We start from the raw sequence: 12417 nt of genomic DNA, 5'->3' as shown, positions 1-12417 counted from the left end.
TGTGTTGAAAAAGCACCTAAAAAACTTTAAAGCATAATTTTGAATAATCTCTATATCAATAATTACAATTCAAAAACGCTTAATTCCGAACTTAATCTGTTATCTTTGCACCCTGAAATCAGTTTAAATAAAGATAATCTTTACAACTGGCTTCTCAGAATAGAAAAATAGCCCATTTACAATGAAATTAGATAGAAAAGAAATTCTAAAAGCATTAGAAACAATTACTATTGCTGGAGAAGGAAAAAATATGGTTGAAAGCGGCGCTGTAACCAATGTTATTACTTTTGGTGACGAAGCTGTTGTTGACTTAGTATTGCATACACCTGCAATGCATATTAAAAAAAGAGCTGAAGATGATATTAAAAAGACAATTCACGAATTAATATCTCCAGACGCTAAAGTAAAAGTAAATATTAAAGTAGAATCTCCAGAGAAACCTGAAATAAAAGGTCGCGCTATTCCTGGAATCAAAAATATCATTGCAGTTGCTTCTGGTAAAGGAGGAGTAGGAAAATCTACTGTAACTGCAAATTTAGCGGTAACGCTTGCAAAAATGGGTTTTAAAGTCGGAGTTCTTGATGCCGATATTTATGGACCTTCAATGCCGATCATGTTTGACGTTGAAAACGAAAAACCGGTTTCTATAATGGTTGACGGAAAATCAAAAATGAAACCTATTGAAAGCTACGAAATCAAAATGCTTTCTATCGGATTTTTTACTGCTCCAAGTCAAGCTGTAATCTGGAGAGGACCAATGGTCGCCAAAGCATTAAACCAAATGATTTTTGATGCAGATTGGGGAGAATTAGATTTCATGCTTCTTGATTTACCTCCAGGAACTGGTGATATTCACTTATCTATCATGCAGTCTTTACCAATTACTGGTGCTGTTGTAGTAAGTACTCCGCAGGCAGTAGCATTAGCCGATGCCAAAAAAGGAGTTGCTATGTTTATGCAGGATAATATAAATGTTCCTGTTTTGGGAATCATTGAAAATATGGCGTACTTTACACCAGAAGAATTACCTGATAATAAATATTATATTTTTGGACAAGAAGGCGCTAAAAACCTTGCCGCAGATTTAGATGTACCATTTTTAGGAGAAGTTCCACTTGTACAGTCTATTCGTGAAGCAGGAGATTACGGTCGTCCGGCAGCATTGCAGACTGCTTCTCCAATAGAAAAAGTATTTGAAGAAATTACTCGTAATGTTGTACAAGAAACTGTAAACAGAAACGATAGTCTGCCTGCAACAGAAGCTATTAAAATTACAACAATGGCAGGCTGTTCAGCAGTAAAAAAATAATTAGATAATTGAGATAAAACTAATGAGATAATTTGAAGATTAGACAATTAGATAATTTTACTCCAAGTGAATTTTCTAATTTTCTAATTGACACATTTTCTAATTGATAAAATTATGACAACAGAAGAATTAACAAATAATGTTTTATTGGCCTTAGACGAGATTAGGCCTTTCTTAAAATCCGACGGAGGAGACATTTCATTAATTTCTATTGAAGAGGATAAACATGTTAAAGTTCGATTGGAAGGAGCTTGTATTAGTCGCAGTGTGAATCAAATGACATTGAAAGCTGGCGTTGAAACAACTATAAAAAAATACGCTCCGCAAATCGAAACTGTGGTAAATGTAATGTAACAAAACCTGCATTTTTCACGTCTTTTAAATTTTATGTATTTAACAAGAATAATAAGCCTTATTAATTTTTGTTTAAAGATTTACTAAAAAAAGACTTTAAAAAATGCCTTTTTTGCCACATTCATAAAAAACAACTCAAAGTTTTAAGATTTTTTGTTAAGGAATTGTTACATTTTAACTTAAATTTGTCGCATAACCCTTAAATCTTAAACTATGAAAAACTATTACGCTCTTTTTTTATTATTGTTTTTTGTTACCGCAGGTTTCGCACAAAGCAAAAATGTCATTGTTGACAAAGCTTGGGTAAGCGAATCTGAAGAATGGACTGATTTTCAATACGCAGGAAAAATTGTTTTTTCGATTAATCCTAACGAAGAAGCTGGTTCGTTGAGAATTGGCAACTACGATTTTTTGTATGACTTTACAGACGGTAAAGGTAAATTTGCAAGTAAGGCAACTTACAGCTCAGCCGAATTTTCTCATCCAAGAAAAGTTTCAGCGACGACAGACAAACAAGGTGTTTTAAACACTACTTATGAAGGAACTTTGGTTTTCCAATCTGATAGAGATTATTATTCTGTAATTGCAGTTATAACAATCCTTGAAAAGAATGAAAATGTTCTTGGTGTAAAAATGAAGTTAAAAGACAACAATAGAAAAGAATACGCTTTTAGTACTAAGCCTGCTAGTTAATATAAATAAAGGATTTTTTCACGTTATAAAATCCTGATAAAAAATTCCAATAATCAAAATGGATGTATTAATAAAAATTAAAGATCGAGAAGGAGTTATACACGAATTACAGGCTCCGACTGATATGGCAATGAACATAATGGAGTTATGCAAAGCATACGAACTTCCTGTTGAAGGAACTTGCGGAGGAATGGCAATGTGTGCTTCCTGCCAATGTTATGTTCTTAATGATGTTGCATTACCAGAAATGGGAGATGAAGAAGAGGCTATGCTTTCGGAAGCGTTTTATGTTAAATCTAATAGTCGTTTAGGCTGTCAGATTCCAATTACTACAGAATTAGAAGGGCTGGAATTAGAACTGGCTCCGGAATATTAAAAATAAAGAAAAAGCGAGAATCTAAAAGTTCTCGCTTTTTTTATGATATTTTAACAACAACAAAAGCATTCAGCTTTTTCGATTCTTTATAAAATTTTTTAAGTTCATTAAATTCTTCTTTTAAAAATATAAACATATCAGGGTATATCAAATTATAAATAATATCTTGGATTTTATCTAAATCATAATATTTTAAAAGGTCGTCAAAATCAATTAATTCAAGAAGATCACAAATTTCACTTACTTCTTTCTCTCTAATGTATTCAAATCGAACAAATTGCGAATCATTTTCAATTTTAATTCCTGAATAAAATAATTCTGAAGTTTCTCTTTTCCTTTTATCTATTAAATATTTTTCTAAAAGATAATTAATAGTACTGTAACCTCTTGTTTTACTATAAAAAGTATAATTTTCTTTACTGCGGTTAGGATAACTATCCAAAACAATTATTGAATCTTGAATAAGCTCTTTTAGTATATTTTCAGGTGTCCCGTCTGGGTTTTCCTGAATCATTTTCAAATGCGACTTTAGTGTTTCAGTTTCTAAAATTTTATCAAAATCTATCGCATACAATAAATTTGATTTTGCTTTATCAAGAACAAAATCCACCTTACTAGAAATTGAAAAAAGTTTTAGATCTAAGCCCATAATTTACCTTTTTTTATAAAAATATACTAAATCCCCATATCGCAGTATATTGGTAAGACATTAAAATATTAAAATAAGACATTTATAAAAATCAAAAAAACCGTAATTACATTACTGCAATTACGGTTTTCTCTTTTATAACAATTTTATTTAATCTCTCAGTTATACCAAACCAGCTTGAATTAAATATTCAGCGATTTGAATGGTGTTTGTTGCAAGACCTTTTCTTAAGTTATCGGCAACAATCCACATGTTTAAAGTGTTTGGCTGGCTTTCGTCGCGACGGATTCTTCCAACAAAAACATCATTTTTACCTTCAGCATACAATGGCATTGGGTATGTAAAAGTATCTAAGTTATCTTGTACCGTTACTCCGTCTGTATTGTGAAGGATTTCCCTAACTTCATTTACTTCAAAATCATTAGTAAACTCAACGTTTACAGCTTCGCTGTGTCCGCCTACAACTGGCACACGAACCGCAGTTGCTGTAACTCTAATCGTGTTATCACCAAGAATTTTTTGAGTTTCGCGAACTAATTTCATTTCTTCTTTAGTGTATCCGTTTTCTTCAAAACTATCGCAATGCGGTATAGCATTTCTGTGAATTGGGTATTTATATGCCATTTCACCTTGAATTCCAGCGTATTCGTTTTCTAATTGTTTTACCGCTTTTACACCAGTTCCTGTGATTGATTGGTAGGTAGAAACAATAATTCTTTTAATGTTGTATTTTTTATGCAAAGGAGACAAAGCCAATACCATTTGAATTGTAGAACAGTTTGGGTTTGCAATAATTTTATCTTCTTTTGTTAATATAGAAGCATTGATTTCTGGAACAACCAATTTTTTAGTCGGATCCATTCTCCATGCCGATGAATTATCGATTACAGTTGTTCCGGCAGCAGCAAATTTTGGAGCCCATTCTAATGAAGTATCTCCACCTGCAGAAAAAACAGCAATATCAGCTTTCATATCAACAGCTGTTTGTAAACCAACTACTTTATATTTAGTTCCTTTATATTCAATTTCTTTTCCTACTGATCTTTCAGAAGCAACAGGAATTAATTCTGTAACAGGAAAATTTCTTTCCGCTAAAACTTTAAGCATTACTTCGCCAACCATTCCGGTAGCTCCTACAACTGCAATTCTCATTTTTATATGTTTAAATAATCAATTAATCTAATTTGTAAGGCAAAAATAAGTATAATAAAAGTCTTGGCAAGGTGATTCACAAAAAATAACAAAATGTTACAAAATAAACATTTTGTAAAAAAAACCGCCTCTTTAGAAGGCGGTTAAGTTAGACTTAGTGCGACGGTATTGTATCTTATTGTTTGTTTTTCAACAAATCTCTAATTTGTGTAAGCAATTCTTCCTGTGTTGGTGCAGCAGGCTGATTTGGAGCTGGTTCTTCTTTCTTTTTAAGACTGTTTAATCCTTTTATAATCAGAAACAAAACAAAAGCAACAATAATAAAGTTAATTACTGCCGAAAGAAACAGACCATATTTAACGCCGCCAAAAGCTGTTAAATCTTCTATTTTTGACAAATGAGTCGCATCTAAAGCAGGTTTTAATACTAATGGCGTAATTACATCTTCAATAAATGAACTTACAATTTTACTAAAAGCCGCTCCAATAATTACTGCAACAGCAAGATCAACTACGTTGCCTTTCATTGCAAATGCCTTAAATTCTGAAAAAAATCCCATATTTGATTTGTTTAGATTTATACTATATGAATATCGAAAATACGCAATTTTCCTGAAAATTCCTCAATTACAACTCACTTTTAAACCACATAAGTCATAAAAGATATTATAAGTTCTGCGTAACTGATAATGTATAGTTACAAAAGAGTGCAACTAAAATGAACTTATATAACTTATATGGTTTAAAAAATTATCTAAAAAATACCCGTTTTACACGCTGTGAAATACTCGTCATGATTTCGTAAGGAATTGTTTTTAAAGCTTCTGCCATTTCGGTAACTGTTGGGCTTTCGCCGAAAATAATTACAGAATCGCCTTCTTTACATTCAATTTCGCTGACATTAACCATCAGCATATCCATGCAAACACTGCCAACAATTGGAGCTTTTTGATTTTTTATCGTTACGAAACCAACCTCATTTCCCCATAATCTGGAGATTCCATCGGCGTAGCCAATTGGTATTGTCGCAATTTTAGTTTCTTTTTCTGCCATAAAACGACGCCCGTAACCCACGCTGTCTCCTGCCGGAATAGTTCGAACCTGCGAAATAATGGATTTTAATGTGCCTACATTTTCGAGATATTTTTGTTCTGATGCATCATTGGAAACTCCATATAAACCAATTCCTAGACGTACCATATTATATTGTGCATTTGGGAAATTGCTGATTCCTGAGGTATTCAAAATATGACGAATTGAATTAATGTTTAATTCGGTCATTAATTTTGAAGACAATCTCTCAAATAAGCTGATTTGTTTCTCGACAAAATCATAGTGTTTTGGATCATCGCTGGTTGCTAAATGCGACAAAATACTTTGAACCCGAACGGTGCCATTACCGCGCAATGCAGTAATTAATTCATCTATTGTATTTTCTTCAAAACCCAAACGATGCATTCCGGTATCAATTTTAATATGAATTGGAAAATCCTTTAAATTCTTTTCGCGCGCTATCTTTAAAAAGGCATTTAATCCTTTTATGGTGTAAATTTCAGGTTCTAATTGATATTGTATGATCGATGGAAAACTAGTCGATTCTGGATTTAAAACCATAATTGGCAGTTTTATACCACCATTTTTCAGTGAAATTCCTTCATCGGCGAAAGCCACACCTAAATAATCAACTTTATGATGTTCTAGTAATTTGGCTATTTCTAAACCTCCATTTCCGTAACCAAAAGCTTTTACCATTACCATCATTTTGACATTCGGCGCCAGTTTTGATTTGAAATAATTAAAGTTATGGCTTATAGCGTCTAGATTAATTTCAAGAACCGTTTCGTGTGTTTTCTCTTCAAGAAGCGAAACAATTTCTTCAAAATGAAATGATCTTGCTCCTTTTACCAAAATGGTTTCATTGGCAAAATTTAAACTTTCTAGTGCCTCGATAAAATCATCTTTGGTTTGAAAAACGATACTATTTGGAAACTTATTGGCAAAAGCGCTGATAGTTTCTCCAATTCCTATTACACGATTTATTTTATTTGAAGCAATTAAGTCGGCAACTTTAGAATACAACTCTACCTTTGAGAATCCGCTTTGAAAAATATCAGAAAGAATAACGGTTTTTGAAGCATTTTTTTTCTGGCTTTCCAAGAAATCTAAAGCGATTTTAAGCGATTGAAAATCGGAACTGTAACTGTCATCAATTATACTGCAATTGTTAATTCCGTTTTTGACTTCAAGACGCATTTGAACGGGATAAAGCATTTGAATTCGGCTTTGAATCGTTGTCTGATCGTAATTAAAATGCAATAAAACCAGCAGACAAGAAATAGCATTTTCAATAGAAGCGGAATCACTAAACGGAATTTCTAAAGCAGAAATTTCATTTTGATATTGATATTGAATTGTTGTACGTTCATTTTTACTTTCTTTTTTCAAAACAAAAACGTCGGCACTTTTATCTGTAAAACTCCATGAAAAAAGTTTTCGCGGATGAATCATATATTCGGTCGCAAATTGAGTCAGACAAGAATCTACAACTTCATTTTTTTGATAAATAATAACCGGAGAATCTTTAAATAAAAGCAATTTTTCATCAATCTTCTGCACTAAATTGACAAAGCCTTCATCGTGTGCGCTTCCAATATTCGTAAGTACGCCAATTGTAGGTTTAATGATTTTTTCGAGATTAACCATTTCGTTTACCGTAGAAATTCCAGCTTCAAAAATTCCTAGATTATGTTTTTCGTTTATAGCAATTACCGAGAGAGGAACTCCAACCTGCGAATTATAACTTTTTGGACTTCTGATAATGTTGTATTCGGGACTCAATAAAAAATTAAGCCATTCTTTAACTATAGTTTTTCCGTTGCTTCCCGTTAATCCAATTACTGGAAAATGAAAAAGATTTCGATAATATCCCGCAAAATGCTCGCAATGCTTCAAGCGTATTATCTACAACCAAAAAATTAGCTTTAGCGGCATAATTTTCTGGAATATATTGCACAACAAAGTTGTGAACTCCTTTTTCTATTAGATCGGGAATAAATAAATGAGCATCATTATTTACTCCTGCCAAAGCAAAAAATAATGTTTGAGATCCGTTTTGCGGCGAACGGCTGTCAATCGAAATATGATCGATAAAAACTGCGACATCTGAGCCAGTCCATTTTGCATTAAGAACTGAAACTACGTTTTTTAAATTTATACTCATTTAGAAATATCTTTTTTTCAAATTTAAAAAAAGGTTTGCCATGAATTGCACTAATTGTACTAATTCTTTAGTTTAAATATTTTTGATTGCACTTAAAAATTTGCCGCAGATTAAAAGACTTTTAAAGATTATAATTCATTTAAACTTTATTACGACAGCTATTGGGAGCGACAAAAAATTAAACAATAATTTGTGAAAATCTTTTAATCTGTGGCAAAAAACATTATTATATTTGTTTTATACCACAAAAAAAAATAGCGTTTTGAAAAAGTTACTTCCCATTTTCTCCTACATATTACACCCGATTTTTATATCGCTTTACGCAACTTTGTTTTATTTGTTTTACAAGGAAGACCTTTTTAGTGCACAGGAAAAATATTTTGTTTTAATTCAGATTCTGGTAATCAATGTGATTGTTCCAGTGCTGTTTTATTTACTGTCGCGATCTACCGGCCATGTAAAATCAGTCATGCTGAGTCAGACTTCAGAACGAACCATTCCGTTAATTTTACAGTGCTTTTTGTATATTTTATTAGTAAAAAGAAGTATTGTTATTACACGATATCCAGAACTTCATTTCTTTTTTCTGGGTGCTTTGTTTAGCACTATTTTGGCTTTAGTATGTACGTTGTTTAAAACAAAAGCAAGTTTACACATGGTGGCTATTTGTGGTTTTGCCATTTTTGTAATTGGTTTAAACATTCACCTTCAAATGCACAACCCGTATTGGCCGGCACTGCTTATTTTATTATCGGGAATTGTGGCTTCATCCCGATTGGAAATGAATGCGCATACATCTAGAGAAATATTAATTGGATTGTTTATTGGAATAATGCCGCAACTTTTATTTTTATCCTTGTGGTTATAAAATATAAAAGATCAATCCTGCATTTAAGGTCTTTAAATTGATTTTTTCGCCAGACAATGTGGTTGCCGAATTAAACAACGGATTTAAACCGTAGTATATATAAATATTCCAGGTATTATATCCCGCTGAAAGATACGGGCCGTATTGAAATTTATTAATGTCTGGATTGTTATTGATTTTAAAAGTATTTTCTCCATCGTCTAATATTGAAGTATTGGAGAAAACATAACTAAACTTCAAACCAAGATACACACGCCAGAATTTATAACTGTCAAAAGTTGAATTACGCCATCTAAATTCTATTGGAAGATCTACAGAATATTGTCTGTACCGATTGGAAACAAATTCGCTGTAACTATTTACACCATATATAATTTGATCTGCTCCATCGCGAGAGACATTTAAATTCTGATAATAGTTTTGATAACTTAAACCTAAACCGGCGACGAATTGCAAGGGTTCTCATTTTATTTATAGGCATATCTCGCAGAAAACCTGTTGAAAGTCCCAAAGAGAATTTATTCTGCTTGAATTGACTGGGAGCATCGGTAAACATATTATAGGTCAGCGAAAAGTAAAATTGATCCTCTCTATACAAAGAATCTATTTTGACTATTGGTTTTATTTCAGGCTTAACCTCTTCTTGTGCAAAAGAGCTAAAAAAAGTGAGTAAAAATAAGCGACTGAAAATAATTCGCATATTCGGGATTGGTTTTAGATATGTTTTTAAAATAAACGCTTTACCGCGCCTATTTATTTCATATACAAATATAACATAATGCTTTTTCTAGTACCACTACGAACTATAAATATTCTCTTTTTGTTGGAGAATAAAATTAATCGTCGCGTTTTTTTCAATAAACAGGCTTTTACAATCAAAAAATAAATCAATTTTCTTTTTATCTTTTATACCTTTGCAGTAAATGAAGAAAAAGCGACTCATATTAAGTTTGTCTTTTGCTGTAACAATATTGTTTTCGATATTGTTTCAGTTTATACACAGCTATGAGCATATTGCAAAGCGACTTTCAGAAAAGCAATGCCATCATAAATACAATGATCCTAACGGCGAAATAACGCACCAGCATCATGATTATGAAGTTTGTTTTATTTGTAATTTTGCTTTTGAATCCTTCATTGTTCCGCAGGAATTCTCTTTTCAATTTTACTATTTCAACAGCGATATTCCTTATTTCTTACCGCTGGCTGAGAAAATTTATTCTATTCCAAAATCCGCCTATTTACTGCGCGGACCTCCAACTGCTTTAGTTTCTTAAATTTTCGTATTTCGAAAAAAATCAATTTCTTTTTTAATTTAAAATTCAAACAGCATTGAGTTTCCTCATCCTATTTATATAATTAGGATCAGAATGCTTTACTGCACGTTTTGTTTTTCATTTAAAGAGAAAAATCAATTTAACTATAGCATTATTTTCAAATGAAAAAATTAATAATTGCCCTAATTTTAGGGTTTTCGGGCATTCTTTCTGCTCAAAATTCGGTTTCAGGTATTGTAACCGATGCTCAAAATCAGTCACTTCCAGGAGTTTCCGTTTATGCTCCAGAATTACACAAAGGAACTACAACAGACCAAAATGGAAAATATGAATTAAAAAATCTTCCAAACGGAAGTCTTCGTCTTGCTTTTTCTTATGTTGGATATGCCAATCAGAACCAGACTATTGTTAAATTAGTAAAAGAAAATACGCTTGACATTATTCTTTTAGAATCTATTTTAGAAATGGATGAAGTAGTTGTTTCTACGCCTTTTAACAAATTACAATCGCAAAACGTAATGAAAATTGAGCACGAAAGCATCAAGACATTACAGCAAAAAGGAACCTCAACTTTAATTGAAGGTTTGGCGACAATTCCTGGCGTTTCTCAAATTTCGACGGGAACTTCTATAGGAAAACCAGTAATCCGCGGTCTTAGCGGCAATCGTGTTTTAGTATATTCTCAAGGTGTTCGTATCGAAAATCAGCAGTTTGGAGACGAGCATGGTTTGGGTTTAAATGATGCCGGAATAGAAAGTGTTGAAGTGATAAAAGGACCAGCTTCTTTATTATATGGTTCTGATGCTTTAGGTGGTGTTTTGTACTTCAACCCTGAAAAGTTTGCTGATGCTGGAGATTTTAAAGCTAATTTCAGTCAAAAATATTTTACTAATACACAAGGAAGTAATTCTACAATCGGATTAAAAACTTCTACAGATAATTGGAAATTTTTAGCTCGCGGAAGTTACAACACGCATTCTGACTATAAAATTGCCGATGGCGACCGCGTAACCAATTCGCGTTATAATGAAACCGATTTTAAAACTGGAATTGGATACAGTAATTCGACTTTCTCAAGTGTTTTAAGATACAATTACAACAAATTGGATATCGGAATTCCAGAAGATGGAATTGCGGAACAATCTTCTAGCAAAGACACTCAATTTCCGAGACAGGGAATTTTCAATCATTTATTGAGCTTGAACAACGTTATCTTTTTGAAAACTCAAAACTAGATGTTGATTTAGGTTATATCGCTAATGACAGAAGCGAATTTGAAGATAGTAACGAAGCTTCTCTTCATATGAAATTGAATACTTTTAATTATAATGCAAAATATCATCTGCCTAAATTCGGAAAAATTGAAACTATTTTCGGTGTTCAGGGAATGCATCAAACGAACAAAAATTCTGGTGAAGAATATTTAATTCCAGATGCGACAACCAATGATTTTGGTGTTTTTGGAACTGCCAATTACGAATGGGACAACAGTGTTATTCAGGCTGGTTTACGTTTTGACAACCGAAATGTAACTTCAATCGCACATGGAACTGAAGGTGAAGAAGGTTATTTTCAAGCTTTAGACAAATCATTTGACAGCTTTAATGCTTCTTTGGGTTATAAAACCAAACTGGCTGAACCTTTAACGCTTCGCTTAAATGTAGCAACTGGATTTAGAGCGCCAAACTTGGCAGAATTGACTTCAAACGGTGTTCACGAAGGTACAAACCGATATGAAATTGGAAATGCTGATTTAAAAACAGAACAAAACGTTCAAACAGATTTAAATTTAGAATATAAAAACACGCACTTTGAATTTTTCGTTAACGGATTTTATAATCACGTAAACAATTATATCTACACTTCGCCAACAGGAGAAGTTCTAGACGATAATAATGTTTTTGCTTATGTTCAGGATAATGCTCAATTGTTTGGTGGAGAGATTGGTCTGCACTTTCACCCTCATCCATTAGACTGGTCGCATTTTGAAACTAGTTTTGAAACAGTTACTGGTAAAAAAGATAATGATGATTATTTGCCTTTGATTCCTGCCAACAATTGGAACAACACGCTTAGAACTGAATTTGATATCAAAAATTTCTTAAGTGAAGGTTTTGCTTCTTTGAATGTTTCATCAACTTTCAGCCAAGATAATGTAAGCGGATTTGAAACGGCTTCTAAAGGGTATACTTTGGTAAATTTAGGTTTTGGCGGTACCTTGAAATTAGGAAAAACGGCATTTGACATTAACTTGAATGGAAATAATTTATTTGATAAAAAGTACATTGCCCACCTTTCAAGATTAAAAACAGACGGAATTCCAAACATTGGCCGAAACATTGTTTTGGGAGTTAATTTCAACTTATAATTTTTCTTTAAACCATATAAGTTATATAAGTACATTTTAGTTTAAGCCTTTTTATATTTACTTACATAACTTATATGGTTTAAATTATTTTTACACAAAAAGTGCTATTTTTGTTACAACAGATAAAAACTAACTATGAAAAAAACTTTTTA

General features: G+C 32.3%; 10 protein-coding genes and 2 pseudogenes. 7 read left to right on the top strand and 5 right to left on the bottom strand.

What is annotated here, in order from left to right; translation table 11 throughout:
• The first annotated feature begins 181 nt into the window (after positions 1 to 181).
• From ACZZ95_RS07155 to ACZZ95_RS07140, 4 genes are all read left to right on the top strand, one after another.
• A complete protein-coding gene (locus tag ACZZ95_RS07155) occupies positions 182 to 1309 on the top strand; it encodes an Mrp/NBP35 family ATP-binding protein (RefSeq protein WP_463468536.1) in 1128 nt (375 codons plus the stop codon).
• A 114-nt stretch (positions 1310 to 1423) separates the two neighbouring features.
• Entirely contained in the window at positions 1424 to 1663 is a 240-nt protein-coding gene (locus tag ACZZ95_RS07150; RefSeq protein WP_463468535.1) for a NifU family protein, read from the top strand.
• 213 nt (positions 1664 to 1876) lie between these two features.
• Positions 1877 to 2356, top strand: coding sequence for a hypothetical protein (locus tag ACZZ95_RS07145; protein WP_463468534.1), 480 nt, complete (start codon positions 1877 to 1879; stop codon positions 2354 to 2356).
• A gap of 58 nt (positions 2357 to 2414) precedes the next feature.
• Positions 2415 to 2732, top strand: coding sequence for a 2Fe-2S iron-sulfur cluster-binding family protein (locus ACZZ95_RS07140; protein WP_026982672.1), 318 nt, complete (start codon positions 2415 to 2417; stop codon positions 2730 to 2732).
• Between the two features lie 40 nt (positions 2733 to 2772).
• On the opposite strand, the gene ACZZ95_RS07135 is transcribed toward ACZZ95_RS07140, so the two are convergent.
• From ACZZ95_RS07135 to ACZZ95_RS07120, 4 genes and pseudogenes are all read right to left on the bottom strand, one after another.
• The gene (locus ACZZ95_RS07135) at positions 2773 to 3381 is read right to left on the bottom strand and encodes a DUF1877 family protein (RefSeq protein WP_463468533.1); all 609 of its coding nucleotides are present in this window, start codon (positions 3379 to 3381) and stop codon (positions 2773 to 2775) included.
• Positions 3382 to 3543: 162 nt separating this feature from the next.
• Entirely contained in the window at positions 3544 to 4533 is a 990-nt protein-coding gene (locus ACZZ95_RS07130; RefSeq protein ID WP_463468532.1) for an aspartate-semialdehyde dehydrogenase, read from the bottom strand.
• Between the two features lie 175 nt (positions 4534 to 4708).
• Positions 4709 to 5092, bottom strand: coding sequence for a large conductance mechanosensitive channel protein MscL (gene mscL / locus ACZZ95_RS07125; RefSeq protein ID WP_463468531.1), 384 nt, complete (start codon positions 5090 to 5092; stop codon positions 4709 to 4711).
• 190 nt (positions 5093 to 5282) lie between these two features.
• Positions 5283 to 7752, bottom strand: a pseudogene (locus tag ACZZ95_RS07120) (bifunctional UDP-N-acetylmuramoyl-tripeptide:D-alanyl-D-alanine ligase/alanine racemase).
• A gap of 262 nt (positions 7753 to 8014) precedes the next feature.
• Between ACZZ95_RS07120 and ACZZ95_RS07115 the strand changes: the two are divergent.
• Positions 8015 to 8620 (top strand): hypothetical protein, encoded by a 606-nt coding sequence (locus tag ACZZ95_RS07115; RefSeq protein ID WP_463468530.1) that lies wholly within the window; start codon positions 8015 to 8017, stop codon positions 8618 to 8620.
• On the opposite strand, the gene ACZZ95_RS07110 is transcribed toward ACZZ95_RS07115, so the two are convergent.
• Positions 8615 to 9076 (bottom strand): outer membrane beta-barrel protein, encoded by a 462-nt coding sequence (locus ACZZ95_RS07110; protein ID WP_463468529.1) that lies wholly within the window; start codon positions 9074 to 9076, stop codon positions 8615 to 8617. The genes ACZZ95_RS07115 and ACZZ95_RS07110 overlap by 6 nt on opposite strands.
• 467 nt (positions 9077 to 9543) lie before the next feature.
• Here ACZZ95_RS07110 and ACZZ95_RS07105 point away from each other — a divergent pair, with 467 nt between their 5' ends.
• Entirely contained in the window at positions 9544 to 9897 is a 354-nt protein-coding gene (locus ACZZ95_RS07105; RefSeq protein WP_463468528.1) for a hypothetical protein, read from the top strand.
• Positions 9898 to 10058: 161 nt separating this feature from the next.
• Positions 10059 to 12265 (top strand): annotated as a pseudogene (locus ACZZ95_RS07100) (TonB-dependent receptor).
• The last annotated feature ends 152 nt before the right edge of the window (positions 12266 to 12417 follow it).

Source organism: Flavobacterium sp. AC267, from assembly GCF_979258715.1.
This window is presented reverse-complemented; position numbering and strand designations above follow the sequence as displayed.